This window comes from Mycobacterium sp. SMC-15 (genome assembly GCF_045310925.1).
Classification (GTDB): Bacteria; Actinomycetota; Actinomycetes; order Mycobacteriales; family Mycobacteriaceae; genus Mycobacterium.
Window position 1 is genome coordinate 69,603 of sequence record NZ_JBJIAJ010000017.1, and the last position, 22,304, is coordinate 91,906.

The following is a 22,304-nucleotide window of genomic DNA, read 5'->3' on the forward strand; positions in this document are numbered from 1 at the left end:
AATCGCCGGGCGGCGACGGTGCGTAGTTGTACGCGACACGCCGCAGGTTGCGGGGCAAACACGCACGCTCGCGGGAGCAGATGTAATTAGTTTGCATCTACACGCATAGTCATGCAGAATCGTCCAGTGACCAAAGCGATCAAAGTGGCGGTGGCCGGTGCCAGCGGCTACGCCGGCGGGGAGATCCTGCGGCTGCTGCTCGGGCACCCCGCCTACGCCGACGGCCGGCTCAGCATCGGCGCGCTGACCGCCGCCGGCAACGCCGGCAGCACCCTGGGCGAACAACACCCGCATCTGGTGCCACTGGCCGACCGCGTCCTGGAACCGACCGAGGTCGACACCCTGTCCGGACACGACGTGGTGTTCCTCGGTCTGCCGCACGGACATTCGGCGGTACTGGCCGAACAGCTCGACGACGACACCCTGGTGGTCGACTGCGGAGCGGACTTCCGGCTGGGCGACCCGACCGACTGGGCACGCTTCTACGGCTCGGCGCACGCTGGCACCTGGCCCTACGGCCTGCCGGAGCTGCCCGGCGGCCGCGACAAACTCATCAACGCCCGGCGGATCGCGGTGCCGGGCTGCTACCCGACCGCGGCGCTGCTGGCGCTGTTCCCGGCCGTCGCCGCCGGACTGGTGGAACCCGACGTCACCGTGGTCGCCGTCAGCGGCACCTCCGGTGCCGGCAAGGCCGCCAAGGTCGACCTGCTGGGCTCGGAGGTCATCGGATCGGCGCGGGCCTACAACATCGGCGGCGCCCACCGGCACACCCCGGAGATCAGCCAAGGGCTGCGCGCGGTCACCCATCGCGACGTCAGCGTCGCATTCGTCCCGGTGCTGATCCCGACATCCCGGGGCATCCTGGCCACCTGCACCGCCAAGACCACCGCGTCGCTGCCGGAACTGCGGGAGGTCTACGAAAAGGCCTACCACGACGAGCCGTTCGTGCACCTGCTGCCCGAAGGCCAGCTGCCCAAGACCGGATCGGTGATCGGCAGCAACGCCGCTCACCTGGCGGTCGCGGTCGACGAGGACGCCTCGACGTTCATCGCGATCGCGGCGATCGACAACCTGGTCAAGGGCACCGGCGGCGCGGCCGTGCAGGCGATGAACCTGGCGCTGGGCTGGCCGGAGACCGAAGGACTTTCCGTCGTAGGAGTGGCGCCGTGAGTGACAACGTTCGGCTGGTGCGCGAGCAGGGCGTCACCGCGCCCGGAGGCTTCCGGGCGGCCGGAATCGCCGCCGGCATCAAGGCTTCCGGAAATCCGGACCTGGCGCTGGTGTTCAACGAGGGCCCGGATTACGCCGCGGCCGGGGTGTTCACCAGCAACCAGGTCAAGGCCGCGCCGGTGCAGTGGAGCCGGCAGGTGCTCAAGGCCGGCCGGCTGCGGGCGGTGATCCTGAACTCCGGCGGTGCCAACGCATGCACCGGCCCGGGCGGTTTCCAGGACACCCACACCACCGCCGAAGCGGTCGCGACGGCGCTGTCGGAGTGGGGCACCGAGACCGGGGCGGCCGAGGTGGCGGTCTGTTCCACCGGCCTGATCGGTGACCGGCTGCCGATGGACAAACTGCTGACCGGTGTCACCGAGGTGGTGCAGGCCATGGCCGGCGGCCTGGTCGGCGGAGACGAAGCCGCCCGCGCCATCATGACCACCGACACCGTCCCCAAACAGGTTGCGCTGCACCACAAGGGTGACTGGACCGTGGGCGGCATGGCCAAGGGTGCCGGCATGCTGGCGCCGTCGCTGGCCACCATGCTGGTGGTGCTGACCACCGACGCCAAGGTCGACGCGGCGGCGCTGGACAGCGCCCTGCGCCGGGCCACCGCGGTGACCTTCGACCGGCTCGACATCGACGGCAGCTGCTCCACCAACGACACGGTGCTGCTGCTGTCATCGGGCGCCAGCGAGATCACCCCCAGCCAGGACGAGCTCGACGCCGCGGTGTTGGCGGTCTGCGACGACCTGTGCGCCCAGCTTCAGGCCGACGCCGAGGGCGTCACCAAGCGGGTGGCGATCATCGTCAGCGGCGCCGCCAGCGACGCCGACGCCCTGATCGCCGCGCGGATCGTGGCCCGCGACAGCCTGGTCAAGACCGCGCTGTTCGGCTCGGACCCCAACTGGGGCCGGGTGCTGGCCGCCGTGGGGATGGTGCCGTTCACCATCGACCCGGACCGGATCACGGTGTCGTTCAACGGCTCCCCGGTGTTCTCCGGCGGCACGCCGATGCCCGGTGCCCGGGAAGTCGACCTGTCCGGGGCGGACATCCACGTGACGGTGGAACTCAACCTCGGCAGTGGGCAGGCCATGGTGCGCACCACCGACCTGTCGCACGCCTACGTCGAAGAGAACTCGGCGTACAGCTCATGACCGAACTCACCACCGCCGTCAAAGCGCAGGTATTGGCCGAGGCCCTGCCGTGGCTCAAGCAGCTGCACTCCAAGATCGTCGTCGTTAAATACGGCGGCAACGCCATGACCGACGACACCCTCAAGCACGCGTTCGCCGCCGACATGGCCTTCCTGCGCAACTGTGGCATCCACCCGGTGGTGGTGCACGGCGGTGGGCCGCAGATCAGCGCCATGCTGAAGAAGCTCGGCATCGAAGGTGACTTCAAGGGCGGATTCCGGGTCACCACACCCGAAGTGCTCGACGTGGCGCGCATGGTGCTGTTCGGCCAGGTCGGTCGCGAACTCGTCGGCCTGATCAACGCCCACGGCCCGTATGCGGTAGGCATCACCGGAGAGGACGCCGCGCTGTTCACCGCGGTGCGGCGCAGCGTGAACGTCGACGGGGTCGCCACCGACATCGGGCTGGTGGGCGACGTCGACCAGGTCAACACCGCCGCGGTGCTGGACCTGATTGCCGCAGGCCGGATTCCGGTGGTCTCCACCCTGGCGCCCGACCCCGATGGGGTGGTGCACAACATCAACGCCGACACCGCCGCGGCCGCCCTGGCCGAAGCGCTGCAGGCGGAGAAGCTGTTGATGCTCACCGACGTCGACGGCCTCTACACCGACTGGCCCAACCGCGATTCGCTGGTCAGTGAGATCGACACCGCGACCCTGGAGCAACTGCTGCCGAGCCTGGAATCCGGCATGATCCCCAAAGTCGAAGCCTGCCTGCGCGCCGTCCGCGGTGGGGTTCCCAGCGCCCACATCATCGACGGCCGCGTCGAACATTGCGTGCTGGTCGAGCTTTTCACTCACGCCGGCACCGGAACCAAGGTGGTAAACCCGTGACACTCCAAGACCGCTGGCAAGCGGTGATGATGAACAACTACGGCACCCCGCCGCTGGCACTGGTCAGCGGCGAGGGCGCGGTGCTGACCGACGAGGCCGGTAAGAGCTACGTCGATCTGCTCGGCGGCATCGCGGTCAACGTGCTCGGCCATCGCCACCCGGCGGTGATCGAGGCAGTCACCACCCAGCTGAACACGTTGGGCCACACCTCCAACCTGTATGCGACCGAGCCGGGCATCGCGTTGGCCGAGGGCCTGGTCGACCATCTCGGCGCGCCGGCGCGGGTGTTCTTCTGCAACTCGGGGACCGAGGCCAACGAGGTCGCGTTCAAGATGACCCGACTAACCGGCAAGACCAAGATCGTTGCCGCCCAAGGGGCCTTCCACGGCCGGACCATGGGGTCGCTGGCGCTGACCGGACAGCCCGACAAGCAGGCGCCGTTCGAGCCGCTGCCCGGCGAGATCACCCACGTGCCCTACGGCGACACCAAGGCACTGGCCGCGGCGGTCGATTCGGCCACCGCCGCGGTGTTCCTGGAGCCGATCATGGGGGAGGGCGGCGTCGTCACCCCGCCGGCCGGCTACCTGGCCGAGGCCCGCGGCATCACCGCCGCCCACGGCGCCCTGCTGGTGCTCGACGAAGTGCAGACCGGGATCGGGCGCACCGGCGCCTTTTACGCCCACCAGCACGACGGCATCACCCCGGACATCATCACGCTGGCCAAGGGCCTGGGCGGCGGGCTGCCGATCGGCGCCTGCCTGGCGGTCGGTGCGGCCGGTGACCTGTTGACCCCGGGCTTGCACGGCAGCACCTTCGGCGGCAACCCGGTGTGCACCGCGGCCGCGCTGGCGGTGCTGCGGGCGCTGGCCGACGGCGACCTGATCGCCCGGGCCGCCACGTTGGGCAAGACGCTGAGCCACGGCATCGAGGAACTGGGCCATCCGCTGGTCGACCACGTCCGGGGCAAGGGCCTGCTGCAGGGGGTGGTGCTCACCGAGCCCAAGGCCAAGGCCGTCGAACTGGCCGCCCGCGAGGCCGGTTTCCTGGTCAACGCCGCCGCGGCGGGCGTGGTCCGGTTGGCGCCGCCGCTGATCGTCACCGAAGAGCAGATCGGCAGCTTCATCACCGCCCTGCCGGGCATCCTCGACACCGCCCAGGAGGCTGCGTCATGATCCGACACTTCCTGCGCGACGACGATGTCACCCCGGCCGAGCAGGCCGAGATCCTTTCGCTGGCCGCCGAACTCAAAGCCGAGCCGTTCAGCCGCCGGCCGCTGGAGGGCCCGCGGGGTGTCGCGGTGATCTTCGATAAGAACTCCACCCGCACCCGGTTCTCCTTCGAGATGGGCATCGCCCAACTCGGTGGGCACGCAGTCGTCGTCGACGGCCGGTCCACCCAGCTGGGCCGCGACGAGACCTTGGAAGACACCGGGCAGGTGCTGTCGCGCTACGTCGACGCCATCGTGTGGCGCACGTTCGCCCAGGACCGGTTGACCGCGATGGCCTCCACAGCCACGGTCCCGATCGTCAACGCGCTCTCCGATGAGTTCCACCCCTGCCAGGTGCTGGCCGACCTGCAGACCATCGCCGAGCGCAAAGGTGCGCTCAAGGGGCTCAAGCTGACCTATCTCGGCGACGGCGCCAACAACATGGCGCACTCGCTGATGCTCGGCGGGGTGACCGCCGGAGTGCACGTCACCGTCGCCGCCCCGGAGGGCTTCACCCCCGACCCTGCCGTCGTTGCGGCCGCCAAGCAGCGCGGCGCCGACACCGGCGCCTCGGTCACGCTCACCACCGATGCGGCCAGGGCCGCCGCCGGCGCCGACGTCCTGGTCACCGACACCTGGACCTCGATGGGCCAGGAGGACGACGGCCTGGACCGGGTGGCGCCGTTTCGGCCGTTCCAGATCAACGACGAACTCGTCGGCCTCGCGGATTCGGAAGTCACGGTGCTGCACTGCCTTCCGGCGCACCGCGGCGACGAGATCACCGACTCGGTGATCGACGGGCCGCGCAGCGCGGTGTGGGACGAAGCCGAGAACCGGTTGCACGCGCAGAAGGCGCTGTTGGTGTGGTTGCTGGAACGGTCACGATGAGCCGAGCCGACAGCACCGTCACCCGGGTGGGCCGGCAGGCCCGCATCGTCGAGGTGCTGTCCTCTGCCGCGGTGCGCAGCCAGACCGAGCTGGCCACCATCCTGGCCGCCGACGGCATCGAGGTCACCCAGGCCACCCTGTCCCGCGACCTCGAAGAGCTGGGCGCGGTGAAACTGCGCGGTGTCGACGGGGGAGCCGGGGTGTACGTGGTGCCCGAAGACGGCAGTCCGGTGCGCGCCGTCTCCGGCGGCACCGACCGGTTGTGCCGGCTGCTGGGGGAGCTGCTGGTGTCCACCGACGCCACCGGAAATCTGGCCGTGCTGCGCACCCCGCCCGGAGCGGCGGACTACCTGGCCAGCGCCATAGACCGGGCCGCGCTACCGTACGTCGTCGGCACCATCGCCGGGGATGACACCATCTTCGTGGCGGCCCGCGAGCCGATGACCGGCGCCGAGCTCGCCGCCACCCTCAACGACCTGCAGTAACACCCACAAGCACACAGCAACACAAAGCAAGGAGAACTCGAATGTCCGAACGCGTCATCCTGGCGTATTCCGGCGGCCTGGACACTTCGGTGGCGATCAGCTGGATCGGCAAGGAGACCGGCCGCGAAGTGGTCGCCGTCGCCATTGACCTCGGCCAGGGCGGCGAGGACATGGAAGTGGTGCGCCAGCGGGCCTTGGACTGCGGTGCGGTGGAGGCCGTCGTGGTCGACGCCCGCAACGAGTTCGCCGACGAGTACTGCCTGCCGACCATCAAGGCCAACGCGCTCTACATGGACCGCTACCCGCTGGTCTCGGCCATCAGCCGGCCGCTGATCGTCAAGCACCTGGTGGATGCCGCGCGGAGCCACGGCGGCACCATCGTCGCGCACGGCTGTACCGGCAAGGGCAACGACCAGGTCCGCTTCGAGGTCGGCTTCGCCTCGCTGGCGCCCGAACTGAATGTCATCGCCCCGGTCCGCGACTACGCCTGGACCCGTGAGAAGGCCATCGCGTTCGCCGAGGAGAACGCCATCCCGATCAACGTCACCAAGCGCTCGCCGTTCTCGGTCGACCAGAACGTGTGGGGCCGTGCGGTGGAGACCGGGTTCCTCGAAGACCTGTGGAACGCCCCGACCAAGGACGTCTACGACTACACCGAGGACCCGACGGTCAACTTCAACGCCCCCGACGAGCTGATCATCAGCTTCGACAAGGGCCGCCCGGTGGCGATCGACGGTCGCCCGCTCAGCGTGCTGGAGATCATCCAGGAGCTCAACACCCGTGCCGGCGCGCAGGGCGTGGGACGGCTCGACGTGGTCGAGGACCGGCTGGTGGGCATCAAGAGCCGCGAGATCTACGAGGCGCCGGGCGCGATGGTGCTGATCACCGCGCACACCGAGCTCGAGCACGTCACCCTGGAACGCGAACTGGGCCGCTACAAGCGCGGCGTGGACCGCAAATGGGGCGAGCTCACCTACGACGGCCTGTGGTTCAGCCCGCTCAAGCGGTCGCTGGAGGTATTCGTCGAGGACACCCAGCAGCACGTCTCCGGTGACATCCGCCTGGTGCTGCACGGCGGCAGCATCATCATCAACGGCCGGCGCAGCGCGGAGTCGCTGTACGACTTCAACCTGGCCACCTACGACGAGGGCGACACCTTCGACCAGACCGCGGCGCGCGGCTTCGTCCAGATCCACGGGTTGAGCTCGAAGATCTCCGCCCGCCGGGACCTGGGCTCGTGACGCTCGCGGCGTCACTCCACCGCGAGTGTGAATCTCACGACGCAACACGCCGGTGCGGCGTCGTGGAATTCCCACTCGGCGGGGGTGAGCGGTGAGCACCAACGAGGGATCCCTGTGGGGCGGACGGTTCGCCGAGGGACCGTCCGACGCGCTGGCGGCGCTGAGCAAATCCACCCACTTCGACTGGGTGCTGGCGCCCTACGACGTGGCCGCGTCCAAGGCGCACGCCAAGGTGCTCTACGGCGCCGGGCTGCTCACCGACGACCAGCGTGACGGCCTGCTGGCCGGCCTGGACAGCCTCGGCGAAGACGTCGCCGACGGCAGCTTCGGGCCGCTGGTCACCGATGAGGACGTGCACGGCGCACTGGAACGCGGCCTGATCGACCGGGTCGGGCCCGATCTGGGTGGCCGGCTGCGCGCCGGACGCTCGCGAAACGATCAGGTGGCCACGCTGTTTCGGATGTGGCTGCGTGACGCGGTGCGCCGGGTGGCCGCCGGTGTGCTCGATGTGGTCGAGGCGCTGGCCCACCAGGCGGGCGCCCACCCCAGTGCGATCATGCCCGGCAAGACGCACCTGCAGTCGGCGCAGCCGGTGCTGTTGGCCCACCACCTGCTGGCGCACGCCCACCCGCTGCTGCGCGACGTGGACCGGATCATCGACTTCGACGCCCGCGCCGCGGTCTCGCCGTACGGGTCGGGTGCACTGGCCGGCTCGTCGCTGGGCCTGAACCCGGACGCCATCGCCGCCGAACTCGGCTTCGCCGCCGCCGCGGACAACTCGATCGACGCCACCGCCGCCCGCGACTTCGCCGCTGAGGCCGCGTTCGTGTTCGCGATGATCGCCGTCGACCTGTCCCGGCTGGCCGAAGACATCATCTTGTGGAGTTCAACGGAATTCGGCTACGCCGTGCTGCACGACTCCTGGTCGACCGGCAGCTCGATCATGCCGCAGAAGAAGAACCCCGACATCGCCGAGCTGGCCCGCGGGAAGTCCGGCCGGTTGATCGGCAACCTGACCGGCCTGCTGGCGACGCTCAAGGCCCAGCCGCTGGCCTACAACCGGGACCTGCAGGAGGACAAGGAGCCGGTGTTCGACTCGGCGGCTCAGCTGGAGCTGCTGTTGCCCGCGATGGCCGGCCTGGTCGGCACCCTGCGGTTCGACACCGAGCGGATGGCCGCGCTGGCGCCGGCCGGCTACACCCTGGCCACCGATATCGCCGAATGGCTGGTGCGCCAAGGAGTTCCGTTCCGCATCGCCCACGAGGCGGCGGGTGCGGCGGTGAAGGCCGCCGAGCAGCGCGGCGTCGGCCTGGACGAGCTGACCGACGCCGAGCTGGCCGCCATCAGCCCGGACCTCACCCCGCAGGTGCGCGAGGTGCTGACGGTCGAGGGGTCGGTGGCATCCCGTGACGCGCGCGGCGGAACCGCGCCGGTGCGGGTGGCCGAGCAGCTGGACGCGGTTCGCGAAGCCGTCAGCCAGGCGCGCCGTCGAACCGCCGGAGATCAGCGGTAGTACGACGCCAGGTTGTCGGCCAGTTCGTCGAACAAGTCCTGGTTCAGTCCGAACGCGAACCTGACCTCATCGACCACGCGAGCGATTTCGTCGGGCTCCAGCCCGAGCTCGTCGAGGCGGACACGGTAGGCGTCCTTGTACGGTTTGGCGCGCACCGGGAACTCATAGAACGACAGGCCGGCGCCGCCGAGCTCGAACGTGCGGTCCAATACGCGTCCGATCGCCTGGCCGCCGGAGAGGTCCCCCAGGTAGCGCGTGTAGTGGTGGGCCAGCAGGGCGCTGCTCGAGGCTGCGGCAATCCGGTCGCAGTACGCCTGGGCGGCAGGCGAATCGACCTCCGCGACGGCTCCGCCGGCCCAGAACTCCAGGTCGGCCTCGATCGCTGCGAGCCGTTCGAGCGCAGGGTCGTACACCGATGCGACGAGTGCGTCGTCGCGGTTCGCCCGCATCGCGGCCTCCAGTGCGGCGTAGACCATCCGCAACCGCAACAGGTAGTCGACGTAGCCCTGTTCGTTGACCTTGCCGCCCATCAGTTCTGACACAAACGGCGAGGCCTCGGCGGCGTCGTGCGCCGCTTGCGATCCCTCCCGCATGGCGGTGGACAACGATCGGACGGCATCGGGGTCAACCGGGGCCTTCAGCGGCATGCTGTGATCCGTTCCCTTCTTCGCGGGTGCTCTCGGTAGTCCAGCTTCCCGGCATCATCGGGGTGGTGGCCCCGTTGCCGAATGCATCTTCCGCCAGCGTAGTGAGTCCGGCCGGGTCCGCCAGTCCAGACCGCGCCGCAGCGCCGGTCGATCCGAGCGCGACGCTGCCCGACGCGCTGACCCGGGTCTGTTGTTCCGGGTGCGGCGCAGGGGGCGCCTCGTCGTCGGCGGTGAGGAATTCGTAGCGGTAGCCGCGCTCCTTGACGTCAGCTCCGCGGCGTCTGCGCGTCCTGGACTTTCTGCCGGACGCAGCCACCGCCGCGGCGTCTGCGGCTTCACTCGCGCTCCTGGGACGACGTGAGGCCTCCGCGGCTCGCTGCTGCATGGGTGGGCCGAAGCCCACGCCGGGGCCGCCGCCGGCCACCGCGTAGTACAGCGGCGGGGCGCCGGTAGCCGGAGGCGGATTCGGTACCGGCGGTGCCGGTGCGGGGGCCGTGCTTGCGGGCGCCGGAGCAGGAGCGGGAGGGCTGGACAACGCCGACGCCGGGGGAGTCGGAACCGCGACCGCAGCCGGCAGATTCTGCGGCGTGATCACGGGCGGTACCTCCGGGGCAGGTACCTGGGCCAGATTGGCGAGCCCCGACAATCCCAATGCGATCGGAATCGCCGACGACGCTGCTGCCGGCCCCATGATCGCTGCGTAGATCGGCGTTCCCAAGACGGCGAAGGTAGCCGCGTAGGCGAACAGGTAGAACAACGGCATCCAGGTGGCAACGGCCGCCGCCGGGTCGGCCGCGAAATCCGTGATGACCTGAACCAGGGTGCCGAGCGGATCGGCGAGTACCTGTTTGAGCATGCGGTACATGCTGCTGAAGTGCTCGGACCACGACAGCCATTCCTCGATGGGGTCGGTGAAGGCGGCGGACCCCGCCTCACCGACGCCCGGATCGAGGACAGGCGGCGCCGGCGCCGTCTGTGGTGTTGATGCCACTGTCGCCGCGGAGACAGCCTGGTAGATGCTCATGGTGGAGGCGGCCTGCAGCCACATCCGGATGTAGTCCGCCTCGGTGACCGCGATCGGGATCGCGTTGATACCGAAGAAGTTTGTCGCCACCAACACGCCCAGCGTCGCGCGGTTGGCGGCCAGTTCGGCGACGGTCGGCATGGCCGCCAGCGCCGCGGTATAGGAGCCGGCCGCCGTCTGGAGCTGGGCCGCCGCGCTGGCGCTGTTCGCCCCGGCCTGCATCAGCCAGGCCAGGTAGGGCGCGTGCGCGGCAAGGTAGCGCGCCGCGGCTTGCCCCTCCCACGCGCCGGCCTGCACGGTACCCAAGATTGTCGTGAGTTCGGCTGCAGCCGTAGTGTATTCGCTGCTCAGTGCCGCCCAAGCATCGGCAGCGGCCAGCAGTGTCCCGGCGCCCACCCCGCTGCTGAGCAGGGTGGAGTGCACCTCGGGGGGCAAGGCCATCCAGATGGGTGTGGTCATGGTCGCTGGTTCACTCCATGCCGGTACGGCCGGGAGTCCAGAACGGTTTGGTGCGGATGCGGCGTCTATCCCAGCCGCGTTCGTTGATCAGAATCTTTCGCAGGGTTTGGATGGTGCGGGCCTCACCGGCGAGGTAGGCGATGCCGGGGTGGTCGGGAAGGTCGAGGTTGCGCAGGGCGTCGGCGAGAACGGGGGAGTTCGCCGCCGAGGCGTCACCGCGCTCGAGGCGGGTCACGGGCCGCGGGAGCGGAAGGTGATCGGCTTCGGTCGCCGCCTCGACGACGCCGTACACCTGGGCGTCGGGCTGCAGCGAGCGCAGCATCGCGGCGAAGGCGACCGACGCCGTCTCATCGCCGGCGAACACGTGGTAGGCAGCGTCCTGGCGTACGACGAAGTTGCCCTGCGGCCGGGTGAAATCGACGTGGTCTCCGAGCGACGCGGCGGCCGCCCACCGCCGGGCCGGCGTCACGGCGTCCCGGTCGTAACCGTGGTGGCACATCACGATGTCGAGCGTTCCGGCGTCGGGATCCGCGTCGTAGATGGAATAGGTGCGCAGGGCGTCGTGGGGATGCAGCCGCAGCACCGAATCGAGCAGACCGGCGACCTGCAGACGGACATGCTGACCCGGCGTCCAGGTCAGGCCTCGCAGTCGTGGTCCGGTGAATCGGATGCGGCGCATTGTCGGTGTCAGCTGTTCGATCTCGCCGACGGTTGCGGACAGCAGCAGCGCCTCGCGCAGGGTGCTGACGAGGGGTAACGAATCGAGGAGCGGTGCCACGGGGGTCTCCAGTGAGTCGAATTAAATTAGGCATGCCTTACCTAAGGCGCGACAGTAGCAGATCCGGCGCTGCGCTAGCGTGAATGGATCAACGGCAGCCGAAACATCTCGACCGCGGGGCGCCTGGTGACGGCGATCGCGCTCTGCGGTCTGCTGGCGCAGTGCACCGGTGGCGCACCGCCGGAACCCACCCCGGCGCCGGCGGCATCCTCGCCCCGCAACGCCGCGCCCGAGCCCGCCAGCGTCGCGGCCGTCACGGCCGCCGAGCTCGGCCCGACCTGGCACCGCGACTGCCCGGTCACTCCTGCGCAACTGCGGCGCGTCACGCTGACCTACCTCGGCTTCGACGACCGGCCGCACCGCGGCGAGTTGATCGTGAACCAGGAGCTGGTTCCGCAGGTCATCGCCGTGTTCGATCGGCTCTACCGGCTGGAGTTCCCGATCGAGCGGATGCAACCGGTGGCCCACTATCGGGGCGGCGACGACGAGCTGTCGATGGAGGACAACAACACCTCGGCCTTCAACTGCCGGCGCATCCCGGGCTCGGGCAACTGGGCGCTACACGCCTACGGCCGTGCCATCGACGTCAACCCGCTGCTGAATCCCTCGGTCGACCACGGCAAATTCGAGCCGCGCAACGCCGGGGTCTACCTGGATCGCCGTCGGATCGAGCCGGGCCTGCTGCATGCCGGTGACGCCGCAGTCCGCGCCTTCACCGACGCCGGGTGGCGTTGGGGCGGCAACTGGAAGTCGCCGGTGGACTACCAGCACTTTGAGCGGCGCTGACGCGACGAAAGTCACACCTGCCGCCGATAACGGCTATTCCACGAGCTCAGAGAGCTCCAACCAACGGCCTTCCTGCTCGGCCACCTCGGCCTCCAGCGCCCTCAGCTCCCGGGTGAGCTCGGCCAGGCCCACATGATCGGACTGGTCGAAGTCGGCCAGCTCATGATGCTTGGCCTCGATCTGCTCGGCCAGCCGCGCCAGCCGGCGATCGACGGCGGCCAGATCCTTCTGTGCCGCACGCAGTTCCGCCCCCGACAGCGGTCCCGGCCCCTCGGCGGCCGCAGCTGCGGGCCGCGACGCCGGCGCCCGACGCGCGTCGGCGGCCAGCTGCAGATATTCGTCGACACCGCCCGGCAGGTGCCGCAGCTGCCCATCGAGAATCGCGTATTGGTTGTCGGTGACCCGCTCCAGCAGATACCGGTCGTGGGAGACCACGATCAGGGTGCCCGGCCAGGAGTCCAGCAGGTCCTCGGTGGCGGTCAGCATGTCGGTGTCGACGTCGTTGGTGGGCTCGTCGAGCACCAGCACGTTCGGTTCGGCGAGCAGGGTCAGCATCAACTGCAGTCGCCGCTGCTGGCCGCCGGAGAGTTCGCCCACCCGCGCCGACAGCTGAGCGCTGCCGAACCCGAGTCGCTCCAACAGCTGCGCGGGCGTCATCTCCTTGCCGTCGACCTGGTAGTCGTTGCGCAGCCGGCCCAGCACGTCGGCCACCCGGTCTTCGGTGAGGGGCGCCAGCTCCGCCGACTGCTGGTCCAACATGCCCAGTCGCACCGTCTTGCCGCGCTTGACCCGGCCGCTGTCCGGCACCACCGTGCCGGCGATCAGACCGAGCAGGGTGGATTTCCCGGCACCGTTGGCGCCGACGATTCCGGTGCGCTCACCCGGGCCGATCCGCCATTCCACGTCGCGCAGCACCGGGCGGCCGTCGAACGAGACCGACACATCGAGCAGGTCGATGACGTCCTTGCCCAGCCGCGCGGTCGCCAGCTTCATCAGCTCGACGTCGTTGCGCAGCGGCGGGACGTCGGCGATCAGCGCATTGGCCGCCTCGATGCGGAACTTCGGTTTGGAGGTGCGGGCCGGCGCCCCCCGGCGCAGCCAGGCCAGCTCTTTGCGCAACAGGTTCTGGCGCCTGGCCTCACTGGCCGCGGCCATCCGGTCGCGCTCCACCCGCTGCAGCACATAAGCCGCATAGCCGCCCTGGAACGGCTCCACGATCCGGTCGTGCACCTCCCAGGTGGTGGTGGCCACCTCGTCGAGGAACCACCGGTCGTGGGTGACCACCAGCAGGCCGCCGGAACTGCGGGCCCAGCGCTGCTGCAGGTGCCGCGCCAGCCAGGTGATGCCCTCCACGTCGAGGTGGTTGGTCGGCTCGTCGAGGCAGATCACGTCCCATTCGCCGATCAGCAAGGCCGCCAATTGCACTCGTCGGCGCTGACCTCCCGACAGTCCGGAGATGGTTGCGTCCCAGGCGATGTCGGAGACCAAGCCGTCGACCACGTCACGGATTCGCGGATTCGACGCCCATTCATGGTCGGCCTGATCACCGACCAGCGAGGTCCCCAGCGTGCTGTCGGGGTCGAGGGTGTCGGCCTGGTCCAGCAACCCGACCCGCAAACCGCTGCGCCGGGTGACGCGGCCCGAATCCGGGGTCGCGGCGCCGGCCAGCAGTCGCAGCAGCGACGATTTGCCGTCGCCGTTGCGGCCGACGATCCCGATCCGGGCGCCGTCGTTGACCCCGAGCGTGACTGAGTCCAACACCACACCGGTGGCGTACCGCAGGTGAAGAGCCTCGGCTCCGAGCAGGTGTGCCACCGCTGGAACGGTACTGCCTGCCCCTTGGCGAATGGTGAACCAGCCGGACGTATGGCCCTGATGTGCCAGAATGTGCACGTCATTCCGGGATCGTGCGCGAAGTAGGGGAGCAGCGGTGGATCTGAACTTGTCGGCCATCACCCGGCCGGTCGAGTGGCTGATGGCCACCGCACAGAACGGCCTGGAGGTGCTGCGCTGGGGCGGCCTGGAGACCGGGACCGTGCCGTCACCGTTCCAGATCGTCGAGAGCACCCCGATGTACAAGCTGCGGCGGTACTTCCCGCCGGACAGCCGGCCGGGACAGCCGCAGCCCGGACCGCCGGTGCTGCTGGTGCACCCGATGATGATGTCGGCAAACATGTGGGACGTCACCCTCGATGAGGGCGCGGTCGGCATCCTGCACGACGCCGGGGTGGATCCGTGGGTGATCGACTTCGGTTCGCCGGACCAGATCGAAGGCGGCATGCGCCGCAACCTGGCCGACCACATCGTCGGCCTGAGCCAGGCCATCGATACCGTCGCCGAGACCACCGGGCGTGACGTGCACCTGGCCGGCTACTCCCAGGGCGGCATGTTCGCCTATCAGACCGGGGCATACCGGCATTCGAAGAACATCGCCAGCATCATCGCGTTCGGTTCGCCGGTGGACACCCTGGCCGCGCTGCCGATGGGGCTACCGCCCAACCTGGCCTCCGGCGTGGCCGGATTCATGGCCGACCACGTCTTCAACCGGCTGGACATCTCGGGATGGCAGGCGCGCCTGGGCTTCCAGATGATGGACCCGCTCAAGACGGCGAAGGCCCGGATGGACTTCCTGCGCCAGCTGCACGACCGGGAGGCCCTGCTGCCCCGTGAGGCGCAGCGGCGGTTCCTGGAGTCCGAGGGCTGGATCGCCTGGTCTGGTCCGGCGATCTCCGAGCTGCTCAAGCAGTTCATCGCCCACAACCGGATGATGACCGGCGGTTTCGCGATCAACGGTCAACTGGTCACGCTGACCGACATCACCTGCCCGGTGCTGGCATTCGTCGGTGAGGTCGATGACATCGGGCAGCCGGTGGCCGTCCGCGGGATCCGCCGCGCCGCACCCGATGCCAAGGTCTTCGAGTATCTGCTGCGGGCAGGGCACTTCGGTCTGGTGGTGGGTTCCAAGGCCGCCGAACTGACCTGGCCGACCGTGGCTCGCTGGGTGCTGTGGCAGTCCGGGATGGGCCCGCAGCCGCCGGGGGTGGCGCTGATGTCCGCGCAGCCGTCCGAAGGCGCCAAGCGGGGCGTCGCGATGACATCGCGGATCGCGCACGGACTGGGGGAGGCCTCCGAGGTCGCGCTGACGCTGGCGCGCGGCGCCGCGGACGCCATGGTGGCGGCGCAGAAGTCGGTGCGCACCATGGCCGTTGAGACCGCGCGCACCCTGCCCCGGCTGGCCCGGCTCGGACAGATCAACGACCACACCCGAATCTCGCTGGGCCGCATCATCGATGAGCAGGCCGCCGACTCACCCGACGGCGAGTTCCTGCTGTTCGACGGGCGAGTGCACACCTACGAGGCGGTCAACAAGCGCATCGACAACGTCGTCCGCGGCCTGATCGACGTCGGGGTGCGCCAAGGCGTCCACGTCGGTGTGGCGATGGCCACCCGGCCCAGCGCCCTGGTCGCGATCGCCGCATTGTCCCGGCTGGGTGCGGTGGCCGTGCTGATGCCGACCGACGGGGATATGCTGCCCGCGGCCGGCCTGGGCGGCATCTCCGACATCATCGTCGACCCGGAGACTCTCGAGCTGGTCGGCGCGGCCGCCCGCGAATTGGACTGCCAGGTGCTGGTTCTCGGCGGTGGTGAAGCCCGCGATCTGGATCTGCCGACCGACATCGACGTCATCGACATGGAACAGATCGATCCGGACGCCGTGGAACTGCCCGGCTGGTATCGGCCGAACCCGGGTTTCGCCCGTGATCTGGCGTTCGTGGCCTTCGGCAATGCCGCCGGCGAGCTGGTGGCCAAGCAGATCACCAACTTCCGCTGGGCGCTCTCGGCGTTCGGCACGGCGTCGACGGCGGCCCTGGGCCCCAACGACACGGTGTACTGCCTCACGCCGCTGCACCACGAGTCCGGGCTGTTGGTCAGCCTCGGCGGCGCGGTGGTCGGTGGGGCCCGCATCGCATTGTCGCGCGGCCTGAACCCGGACCGGTTCGTCTCCGAGGTACGTCAGTACGGCGTCAGCGTGGTGTCCTACACCTGGGCGATGCTCGGCGAGGTCATCGACGACCCGAACTTCGTCCTGCAGGGCAACCATCCGGTCCGGCTGTTCATCGGTTCCGGTATGCCCGTTGGCCTCTGGAACCGGGTCACCGAGGTGTTCGCGCCGGCTCACGTCGTCGAGTTCTTCGCCACCAAGGACGGTCAGGCCGTGCTGGCCAACGTCTCCGGCGCCAAGGTCGGCAGCAAGGGCCGCCCGCTGCCCGGCGCGGTGGATGTGGAACTGGCCGCCTACGACACCGATCACGACCTGATCCTGGAAGACGACCGGGGGTTCGTGCGGGTCGCCGAGACCGACGAAGTCGGTGTGCTGCTGGCCAAACCGCGCGGACCGATCGACCCGTCGGCCTCGGTCAAGCGGGGTGTGTTCGCCCCGGCCGACACCTGGATCTCCACGGAGTTCTTGTTCCGGCGCGACGCCGACGGCGACTACTGGCTGGTGGGCGGGCGCGCATCCAGCGTCCGCACCGCCCGGGGGATCGCGTTCCCGGTGGTGATCACCGATGCCCTCGGTGCGGTCACCGGCGTCGACCTCGCGGTGACCTATCGGGTGCCGACCGAGGGGGCAGACCTGGTGGTGTCGGCGGTGACGGTGCAACCGGGCGCTTCGGTCACCGCCGCCGACCTCAGCGAGGCGGTGGCCGCGCTGCCGTCCGGCGTCGGTCCCGATGTCATCCATCTGGTGCCGAATCTGTCGCTGAGCACGGTGTACCGCCCGGTGGTGGGCGCGCTGCGTGAGGCCGGGCTGCCCAAGGCCGGCCGCAACGCCTGGTACTTCGATGCCACCACCCGGCAGTTCAAAAGGCTGACGGCCGCGGTGCGTGCCGAACTGGCCGGTGGCCGCCCGTGATCGCCCGAGAGCTGTTGGACATCCTGGTCTGCCCGGCCGACCGCGGCCCGCTGCTGCTGGTTCAGCGTTCCGGTGGCTCCGGTGCGCTGTACAACCCGCGCCTGCATCGGGCCTACCGCATCGACGACGACATCCCGGTGCTGCTGATCGACGAGGCCGAATCCGTCGGCGACGACGAGCATGCTCTGCTCATCGCCCAAGCGGGCCCGGCAGATCCCCAGTGAGATAACGCTGCAGGGTCGGGGCGATCATCGCCACGACCTCCGCGGCCGGTAGCGAGGCGATGGGCTCCAGCCCGATGATGTAGCGGGCGACGACGACGCCCATCAACTGGCTGGCGGCGAACTCGGCACGCAGCACACCGGATCCGGCCGGTTCGTCGATCCGCGGGGCGAGTTCGGCGATCACGATGTCCCGGAAGAACGACCGGGCCAGTGGCACCTCGGTTCCGGTGAGCATGGACCGCATCGCTGCGATCAGACCGGTGCCGGCCTGCGAATCCCACAGTGGCAGAAGCAGTTCGGGCAGTGTGCTCCCGAGTTGCTCCACGGGCATCTCGCGTAGCGGCCCCAGCACCGTCATCGGATCAATCGGCAGCTCGACCGCAGCGGCGAACAGCTGCTGCTTGGTGCCGTAGTAGTGGTGCACCAGCGCTGCGTCGACGCCCGCTTCGGCGGCCACCGCCCGGATAGAGGTGTTCGCGAAACCATTGCGGGCGAACAGTTCCCGGGCTGCGGCCAGGATCCGGTCCCGGGTGTCGGAGGCACCCGACGGGCGGCCCGGCTTACGGCTGTGCGGCTCGGTGGCCATCACGGCGTCCGTCGCCGTAGCGTGACCGCGGCCAGTCCCAGTGCCGTGACCGCGAATGCCAGCACGATGACGATGTCGCGCACCGCGACTCCGGTCAGTTCGGGGTGGGTGCCCACCTGCTGCAAGGCATCGAGCGCGTAGCTGGCCGGCATGGCGTTGCTCACCCACTGCAGCCAATCGGGCATCGCCGCGCGCGGCACGCTGATCCCGGCCAGCAACAGCTGCGGCACCATCACCAGCGGAATGAACTGCACGGCCTGGAACTCCGTCCGGGCGAACGCGCTGCACAGCAGGCCCAAGCCGACACCGAGCACCGCGTTGATGATCGCGATCCCGAACACCCACGCCGGGCTGCCCACGGTGTCGAAACCCAACAGCCCGAACGCCACCACGCACGCCAGGCTGGCCTGGGCGGCCGCCGCGATCGAGAACGCCGTCCCGTAGGCGGCGAGCAGGTCCATCCGGCGAAGCGGCGTGGTCAGAATGCGCTCCAGGGTTCCCGATGCGCGTTCGCGCTGCATGGTGATCGCGGTGATGACGAACATCAGGAACAGCGGGAACAGGCCCAGCAGGATCAGGCAGGCTGCGTTGAACGGCGACGGCGTGCCCGGCGGGTGTGCGGCGCCCGAGAACATGAAATACATCAGCGTGATGACCAGGCTGGGCACCAACAGGATCATCGCGACGCTGCGCCGGTCACCGGCGAGCTGCCGCAGGATTCGCTGGGTGGTGGCCGCGAACGGCCGTAACTGCAGGAACCCGGTCACCGGGCTCGGGGCGCGGTGGTGCGCCGGATGATGGACAGGAACGCTTCCTCCATCGATCGACATCCGGTCTCCTCTCGCAGTCGGTTCGGGGTGGTGCGCGCCAGCAGCCAGCCTTCGCGCATCAGCAGCAGATCGCCGCAGTGGTCGGCCTCGTCCATCACATGACTGGACACCAGCAACGTGGTGCCGCGCCGGGCCAGCGCGGCGAACTGCTGCCAGAGCTCGGCGCGCAGCACCGGGTCCAGGCCGATCGTCGGCTCGTCGAGCACCAGCAGGTCCGGCCGGCCGACCAGTGCGCAGGCCAGCGAGACCCGGGCGCGCTGCCCACCGGAGAGGTTGGCGCAGTAATCGCCGTGATGCTTCTGCAGATCCACCGCCTCGATCGCGTCGTCCGCGTCGCGGGCGTCGGCCCCGGCAAGGGCGGCGAAGTACCGCACGTTGTCGATCACCCGCAGGTCGTCGTAGATGGTGGCCTGTTGCGGCATGTAGCCGACCAGGCGGCGAAGCACGGGGGAGCCGGCCGGGCTGCCCAGCACCTCGACCCGGCCGTCGGTGATGAGCTGGGTCCCCACGATGCAGCGCATCAGCGTGGTCTTTCCGCAGCCAGACGGCCCGAGCAGGCCAGTGATGGTGCCCGGGGCGATCCGCACCGAGAGGTCGTGCAGCACCGGCCGCTTACCGCGTACCACCCGCAGGTGATCGATCGCGACGGCCGGACCCGAACCCCAGAATTCATCACGCGATGAAATCATCATGTGATGAATAATCGGCCCGGCACGACGCCGTGTCAAGAGCCGCCGGGGGGCAAGGCAGAATCTCCGAGCGTGAGTGCTGGCCGGCTTGCCGTGGACCCGCTCGCGGCTGCCCAGCGGTTGCTCGGCGCCACCCTCACCTGCCGCGGGGTTGACGCGACGATCGTCGAAGTCGAGGCCTACGGCGGGGTGCCGGACGGCCCGTGGCCGGACCCGGCGGCACATTCCTACCGCGGTCCCACCGCCCGCAACACGGTGATGTTCGGCCCGCCCGGGCACCTGTACACCTACCGCAGCTATGGCATGCACATCTGCGCCAACGTGGTCTGCGGTCCGGACGGGACGGCCGCCGCGGTGCTGCTGCGGGCCGCGGTGGTGGACCGGGGCGAGCCGCTGGCCCGAGCCCGCCGCGGTGTGGCGGTGCCCGACGTGGCGCTGGCGCGGGGCCCGGGAAATCTCTGCTCGGCGCTCGGAATCACTATGGAAGACAACGGAATTGACTTGTTCGACCCGGGCAGTCCGGTCCGGCTGCGGTTCGGCGGGCCGGTTACGGCACAGGCCGGACCGCGGGTCGGAGTCAGCCAGGCAGCCGACCGACCGTGGCGGCTGTGGGCGCCCGGAACGTCCGAGGTTTCGGCGTACCGACGCAGCCCGCGGGCACCGGCGCCGGGCGCCTCGGACTGATCCGGGAAAATCGACCCATGCCGACGACGATTCTCGACGAGCTGAACTGGCGCGGACTCATCGCCCAGTCCACTGACCTGGATGCACTGACCGCTGCGGTGCAGGGCGGGCCGATCACGGTTTACGCCGGATTCGACCCGACGGCGCCCAGCCTGCACGCCGGGAACCTGGTGCCGCTGCTGGCGCTGCGCCGATTCCAGCGGGCCGGGCACCGGCCCATCGTGCTGGCCGGCGGGGCCACCGGGCTGATCGGCGACCCCCGGGACAGCGGCGAGCGCACCCTGAACACTGCCGACACGGTGGCCGAGTGGTCCGAGCGGATCCGCGGGCAACTGGAGCGCTTCGTCGATTTCGGCGACGGCCCGACCGGTGCGGTGGTGGTGAACAACCTGGATTGGACCGCGCCGCTGTCGGCGGTGGAATTCCTGCGTGACGTGGGCAAACACTTTTCCGTCAACGTGATGCTGGACCGCGACACCATCCGGCGCCGACTCGATGAGGGGATCTCCTACACCGAGTTCAGCTACATGCTCCTGCAGGCCAACGATTATGTGCAGCTGCAGCAGCGGTACGGATGTTCGCTGCAGCTCGGCGGCTCGGACCAGTGGGGCAACATCATCGCCGGGGTCCGGTTGGTACGCCAGAAACTGGGCGCGACCGTGCACGCGTTGACCGTGCCGCTGGTCACCGCCGCCGACGGCACCAAGTTCGGCAAGTCCACCGGCGGCGGCAGTCTGTGGCTGGACCCGGAGATGACCAGCCCGTACGCCTGGTACCAGTACTTTTTCAACACCGCCGACGCCGACGTGATCCGCTACCTGCGCTGGTTCACCTTCCTGTCGGCCGAGGAGCTGGCCGCGTTGGAAGCGGCGACCGCGGAGCGCCCGCATGAGCGCGCCGCCCAGCGCACCCTGGCCCGGGAGTTCACCACCCTGGTGCACGGGGAAGCGGCGACCGAGGCGGTGGAGTTGGCCAGCCAGGCGCTGTTCGGCCGGGGCGAGCTGACCCGATTGGACGAATCCACCCTGACGGCGGCACTGCAGGAGACCTCGGTGGCGCAGCTGGAGCCCGGCGCCGCCGACGGAATTGTCGACCTTTTGGTCGCCACCGGTCTGTCGGCAAGTCGGGGCGCGGCCCGGCGCACTGTCGGCGAGGGCGGCGTGTCGGTGAACAACGTTCGCGTCGACAGCGAGGAATGGACACCGCAGCCCGAGAATTTCCTGCATGGCCGGTGGTTGGTGTTGCGCCGCGGCAAGCGCAACGTGGCGGGTATTGAGCGGGTCTCGTGAGGGACCGTCGGCACAGGTTGATCTTGAAATATCGGCCTGACCAGCGGATTTGACTCTAAGATTCCCCTCGCGTAACTTAATCCACGTCGCAGGGAGCGCCGGAAACGGAAGCCCCAGAGACGCCCCGGAGAGATTCGAGAGAATCACGACGGATTCTGACTGTCCGCATGGCCTGCAAGCGGTTAAACACCGCGGGTAGGTTGCGCGCTCAGTCGGGCGTGTTGTTTGAGAACTCAATAGTGTGTTTGGTGGTTTTTGTTTGTTGTTGTTTTTGCCATGCCTTTGGCGCCCCGTGTTGGGGGTGTGGCGTTTTTTTGATGTCAGTTTTTGACTGATGTTTTGGGATTGTTTCCAAATGGTTTTTGTTTGGAGAGTTTGATCCTGGCTCAGGACGAACGCTGGCGGCGTGCTTAACACATGCAAGTCGAACGGAAAGGCCCTTTCGGGGGTACTCGAGTGGCGAACGGGTGAGTAACACGTGGGTGATCTGCCCTGCACTTTGGGATAAGCCTGGGAAACTGGGTCTAATACCGAATAGGACCACGCGCTTCATGGTGTGTGGTGGAAAGCTTTTGCGGTGTGGGATGGGCCCGCGGCCTATCAGCTTGTTGGTGGGGTAATGGCCTACCAAGGCGACGACGGGTAGCCGGCCTGAGAGGGTGTCCGGCCACACTGGGACTGAGATACGGCCCAGACTCCTACGGGAGGCAGCAGTGGGGAATATTGCACAATGGGCGCAAGCCTGATGCAGCGACGCCGCGTGGGGGATGACGGCCTTCGGGTTGTAAACCTCTTTCAGTATCGGCGAAGCTCCA

At 69.1% G+C, this 22,304-nt stretch carries 20 protein-coding genes and 1 rRNA gene; 14 read left to right on the forward strand and 7 right to left on the reverse strand.

The window, feature by feature from the left end; genetic code table 11:
- The first annotated feature begins 111 nt into the window (after positions 1–111).
- From argC to argH, 8 genes are all read left to right on the forward strand, one after another.
- The gene (gene argC / locus ACJH71_RS21135; protein ID WP_406759936.1) at positions 112–1,170 is read left to right on the forward strand and encodes an N-acetyl-gamma-glutamyl-phosphate reductase; all 1,059 of its coding nucleotides are present in this window, start codon (positions 112–114) and stop codon (positions 1,168–1,170) included.
- Complete coding sequence (gene argJ / locus ACJH71_RS21140) at positions 1,167–2,372, forward strand: bifunctional glutamate N-acetyltransferase/amino-acid acetyltransferase ArgJ (protein WP_406759937.1); 1,206 nt, start codon at positions 1,167–1,169, stop codon at positions 2,370–2,372. Before argC ends, argJ begins: the two co-directional genes overlap by 4 nt.
- Positions 2,369–3,244, forward strand: a complete 876-nt coding sequence (argB, locus tag ACJH71_RS21145; protein WP_406759938.1) for an acetylglutamate kinase — start codon at positions 2,369–2,371, stop codon at positions 3,242–3,244. The genes argJ and argB overlap by 4 nt, the downstream gene beginning before the upstream one ends.
- On the forward strand, positions 3,241–4,416 hold the full coding sequence (locus ACJH71_RS21150; protein ID WP_406759939.1) for an acetylornithine transaminase: 1,176 nt from the start codon (positions 3,241–3,243) through the stop codon (positions 4,414–4,416). Before argB ends, ACJH71_RS21150 begins: the two co-directional genes overlap by 4 nt.
- Positions 4,413–5,339 (forward strand): ornithine carbamoyltransferase, encoded by a 927-nt coding sequence (gene argF / locus ACJH71_RS21155; protein WP_406759940.1) that lies wholly within the window; start codon positions 4,413–4,415, stop codon positions 5,337–5,339. The genes ACJH71_RS21150 and argF overlap by 4 nt, the downstream gene beginning before the upstream one ends.
- Positions 5,336–5,824: an arginine repressor gene (locus ACJH71_RS21160; protein WP_406759961.1), complete on the forward strand. Its 489-nt coding sequence runs from the start codon at positions 5,336–5,338 to the stop codon at positions 5,822–5,824. Before argF ends, ACJH71_RS21160 begins: the two co-directional genes overlap by 4 nt.
- Before the next feature lie 41 nt (positions 5,825–5,865).
- Positions 5,866–7,065: an argininosuccinate synthase gene (locus ACJH71_RS21165; protein WP_406759941.1), complete on the forward strand. Its 1,200-nt coding sequence runs from the start codon at positions 5,866–5,868 to the stop codon at positions 7,063–7,065.
- A 91-nt stretch (positions 7,066–7,156) separates the two neighbouring features.
- Positions 7,157–8,578, forward strand: coding sequence for an argininosuccinate lyase (gene argH, locus ACJH71_RS21170; RefSeq protein ID WP_406759942.1), 1,422 nt, complete (start codon positions 7,157–7,159; stop codon positions 8,576–8,578).
- On the opposite strand, the gene ACJH71_RS21175 is transcribed toward argH, so the two are convergent.
- Genes ACJH71_RS21175 through ACJH71_RS21185 form a run of 3 tightly spaced genes read right to left on the reverse strand, consistent with a single transcriptional unit; the run spans position 8,569 to position 11,498 of the window.
- The gene (locus ACJH71_RS21175) at positions 8,569–9,225 is read right to left on the reverse strand and encodes a heme oxygenase (biliverdin-producing) (RefSeq protein ID WP_406759943.1); all 657 of its coding nucleotides are present in this window, start codon (positions 9,223–9,225) and stop codon (positions 8,569–8,571) included. The two genes, argH and ACJH71_RS21175, sit on opposite strands and share 10 nt — an antisense overlap.
- Positions 9,203–10,708, reverse strand: a complete 1,506-nt coding sequence (locus tag ACJH71_RS21180) for a PPE family protein (RefSeq protein WP_406759944.1) — start codon at positions 10,706–10,708, stop codon at positions 9,203–9,205. Before ACJH71_RS21180 ends, ACJH71_RS21175 begins: the two co-directional genes overlap by 23 nt.
- Before the next feature lie 10 nt (positions 10,709–10,718).
- Positions 10,719–11,498 (reverse strand): siderophore-interacting protein, encoded by a 780-nt coding sequence (locus ACJH71_RS21185; RefSeq protein WP_406759962.1) that lies wholly within the window; start codon positions 11,496–11,498, stop codon positions 10,719–10,721.
- Positions 11,499–11,612: 114 nt separating this feature from the next.
- On the opposite strand from ACJH71_RS21185, the gene ACJH71_RS21190 reads away from it, so the two are divergent.
- Positions 11,613–12,272: a M15 family metallopeptidase gene (locus ACJH71_RS21190; RefSeq protein ID WP_406759945.1), complete on the forward strand. Its 660-nt coding sequence runs from the start codon at positions 11,613–11,615 to the stop codon at positions 12,270–12,272.
- Between the two features lie 33 nt (positions 12,273–12,305).
- On the opposite strand, the gene ACJH71_RS21195 is transcribed toward ACJH71_RS21190, so the two are convergent.
- A complete protein-coding gene (locus ACJH71_RS21195; protein ID WP_406759946.1) occupies positions 12,306–14,087 on the reverse strand; it encodes an ABC-F family ATP-binding cassette domain-containing protein in 1,782 nt (593 codons plus the stop codon).
- A gap of 115 nt (positions 14,088–14,202) precedes the next feature.
- Between ACJH71_RS21195 and ACJH71_RS21200 the strand changes: the two genes are divergently transcribed.
- Entirely contained in the window at positions 14,203–17,187 is a 2,985-nt protein-coding gene (locus tag ACJH71_RS21200) for an acyl-CoA synthetase (RefSeq protein WP_406759947.1), read from the forward strand.
- Positions 17,184–17,411, forward strand: coding sequence for a Trm112 family protein (locus ACJH71_RS21205; RefSeq protein ID WP_406759948.1), 228 nt, complete (start codon positions 17,184–17,186; stop codon positions 17,409–17,411). Before ACJH71_RS21200 ends, ACJH71_RS21205 begins: the two co-directional genes overlap by 4 nt.
- Here ACJH71_RS21205 and ACJH71_RS21210 read toward each other — a convergent pair.
- The 3 genes from ACJH71_RS21210 to ACJH71_RS21220 are packed head-to-tail and all read right to left on the reverse strand — an operon-like array spanning position 17,377 to position 19,519.
- A complete protein-coding gene (locus ACJH71_RS21210) occupies positions 17,377–18,000 on the reverse strand; it encodes a TetR family transcriptional regulator (RefSeq protein WP_406759949.1) in 624 nt (207 codons plus the stop codon). The genes ACJH71_RS21205 and ACJH71_RS21210 overlap by 35 nt on opposite strands.
- Positions 17,997–18,827, reverse strand: coding sequence for an ABC transporter permease (locus ACJH71_RS21215; protein WP_406759950.1), 831 nt, complete (start codon positions 18,825–18,827; stop codon positions 17,997–17,999). The genes ACJH71_RS21210 and ACJH71_RS21215 overlap by 4 nt, the downstream gene beginning before the upstream one ends.
- A complete protein-coding gene (locus ACJH71_RS21220; RefSeq protein WP_406759951.1) occupies positions 18,761–19,519 on the reverse strand; it encodes an ABC transporter ATP-binding protein in 759 nt (252 codons plus the stop codon). The genes ACJH71_RS21215 and ACJH71_RS21220 overlap by 67 nt, the downstream gene beginning before the upstream one ends.
- 69 nt (positions 19,520–19,588) lie before the next feature.
- Between ACJH71_RS21220 and ACJH71_RS21225 the strand changes: the two genes are divergently transcribed.
- From ACJH71_RS21225 to ACJH71_RS21235, 3 genes are all read left to right on the forward strand, one after another.
- Complete coding sequence (locus ACJH71_RS21225; protein ID WP_406759952.1) at positions 19,589–20,200, forward strand: DNA-3-methyladenine glycosylase; 612 nt, start codon at positions 19,589–19,591, stop codon at positions 20,198–20,200.
- A 17-nt stretch (positions 20,201–20,217) separates the two neighbouring features.
- Positions 20,218–21,489 carry a tyrosine--tRNA ligase gene (gene tyrS / locus ACJH71_RS21230; RefSeq protein ID WP_406759953.1) on the forward strand — a complete coding sequence of 424 codons (1,272 nt, stop codon included), beginning with the start codon at positions 20,218–20,220 and terminating at the stop codon, positions 21,487–21,489.
- A 363-nt stretch (positions 21,490–21,852) separates the two neighbouring features.
- Positions 21,853–22,304: ribosomal RNA gene (locus ACJH71_RS21235) — 16S ribosomal RNA — on the forward strand; the annotation flags it as partial.